The organism is uncultured Enorma sp. (assembly GCA_905210055.1).
Taxonomy (GTDB): Bacteria; Actinomycetota; Coriobacteriia; order Coriobacteriales; family Coriobacteriaceae; genus Enorma.
The window spans coordinates 1-1,735 of record CAJLVH010000222.1; the positions used below are offsets into that span (position 1 = coordinate 1).

3 protein-coding genes are annotated in these 1,735 nt (G+C 63.7%); all 3 read right to left on the reverse strand.

Annotation, left to right across the window (positions count from 1 at the left end):
* Positions 1-301 (reverse strand): d(CMP) kinase (locus QZ079_RS09385; protein WP_297037574.1); only part of this gene is annotated, 301 nt, incomplete at its 3' end.
* A 149-nt stretch (positions 302-450) separates the two neighbouring features.
* The gene (locus tag QZ079_RS09390; RefSeq protein WP_297037575.1) at positions 451-1,209 is read right to left on the reverse strand and encodes a pseudouridine synthase; all 759 of its coding nucleotides are present in this window, start codon (positions 1,207-1,209) and stop codon (positions 451-453) included.
* On the reverse strand, positions 1,196-1,735 hold a 540-nt coding region (scpB, locus tag QZ079_RS09395; RefSeq protein ID WP_297037576.1), incomplete at its 5' end, for an SMC-Scp complex subunit ScpB. The genes QZ079_RS09390 and scpB, both read right to left, overlap by 14 nt.

The window sequence follows — 1,735 nt, forward strand, 5'->3', positions numbered from 1 at the left end:
AAGCGGCGACCTTCGAGACGGTCGCGTCGACGGCGGGCGTGCGAATCTCGCGGCTCACATCACGGTCGTCGACGGTGATGCGGCTCATGCCCTCGCCTGGAGCGAAACGGATCGTCACCGTGCTCGCGAGTGCCGTGACAGCTTCCTCATCATCGAGGTCGATACCACGATCCTGCGCGGTGAACGCAACAGCACGGTACATCGCACCGGAATCGAGCTTCTCAAAGCCGAAGCGCTTCGCGAGGGCGCTTGCGATGGTCGATTTACCCGAGCCCGCAGGCCCGTCGATAGCCACGATCATTCTGGAATCCCTTCCTGTCCAGTCATGTGGGTTCTCAAGTAACCCATTGTACTAGAATGCTCCCCCGCTTTGCTGTCTTGGCACGTCCCCAGTGGCGGGTTCCCGGCCGACAGCCCCCGTCCCCAGTGGCGGGCGCCCCAAAGTGACGACTAACGGGTTGCCGCACGGCGAAGTAAGCAAATCTCGGCGTCGGTGAGATAGCGCCACGAGCCCTCCTCGATACCGGTAAGCTCAAGCGGCCCGAAGGTAGGACGATGGAGTTCGAGCACCGGATGACCGATTGCGCCGAACATGCGTTTCACCTGGTTCTTCCTCCCCTCGCGAAGCGAAATCTCGACTAACGTCGTCCCGCTGCGACGCTCGAGCACCTGGCTCGGTGCGGGTTGGCAGGGACCATCATCGAGCACGATGCCTCGACGGAGCGGTGCGAGCTCGTCGTCGTGCATCGCGCCATCCACGAGTGCGATGTAGGTCTTCTTTACATGGTGCGAGGGGTGAAGCAACGCGTGCCCGAGGTCGCCGTCCGTGGTGAAGAGCAGCAGACCCGTCGTATCAAAATCAAGCCTTCCCACTGGGAAGAGCCCGGGATGTTCGGCCACGGGTACGAGTTCGGCCACGCACGGTCGCCCTTGGGGGTCGCTCATCGTCGTAAGGTAGCCCGCAGGCTTGTTGAGCATGAGATACACGGGCTCATCGCTCCAGCGCACACGCACGCCGTCGACCTCAACGACATCGGCATCGGTGTCGACCTTCGTCCCCAACTCGGTCGCCACGACGCCGTTCACCGTCACGCGGCCGGCCGTCATGAGCGCCTCGGACCCGCGGCGGCTCGCCACGCCGGCTCGCGCCAGAAACCGCTGCAAGCGCATCGTGTGCGGATGCTCCTGCCCGGCCTCAGCGCTCGTCATCGAAGTCATCCGTCGCGTCGCCCACGATCATGAGGTCGTCGTCGGCGTCCTCATCATCCGTATCGGCATCCACGCCAGCGCCCGCGCTATCAAGCGGCGCGTCGATAAGCTCGCGCTCCTCATCGAGATCTTCCTCGGTCTCCTCAAGCGTAGAGGCGATGGAACGCCCAGAGAGGCGCTCACGGATGAACTGTCGCGACTGCTCGTCCGGGGCAAACTGCTCCAAGTCCGGCAGGTCGCGCGTAGAACGCAGGCCGAACTTCTCCAAAAACGCGTTCGTCGTGCCATACAGGATCGCCTGCCCACGCTGAGCGTCACGTCCCACCTCGCGTACGAGCCCCTTGTCCACGAGCGAAGAAATCACGCCGTCGGAGTTCACGCCGCGGATGCCCTTCACCGCCTCGCGCGTCACGGGCTGGTGGTAGGCAATCACTGCGAGCGTCTCGAGCGCGGCTTGCGAAAGCCGCTGCGTATCCCAGGAAAGCACATACGCCTCGACTTGGTCGTGATAGGCGGGGTGGGTGAA

Bases quoted from the DNA above. Each gene is read 5' to 3' on its own strand.
- QZ079_RS09390 (WP_297037575.1), bottom strand. From the start codon at position 1,209: ATGACGAGCGCTGAGGCCGGGCAGGAGCATCCGCACACGATGCGCTTG.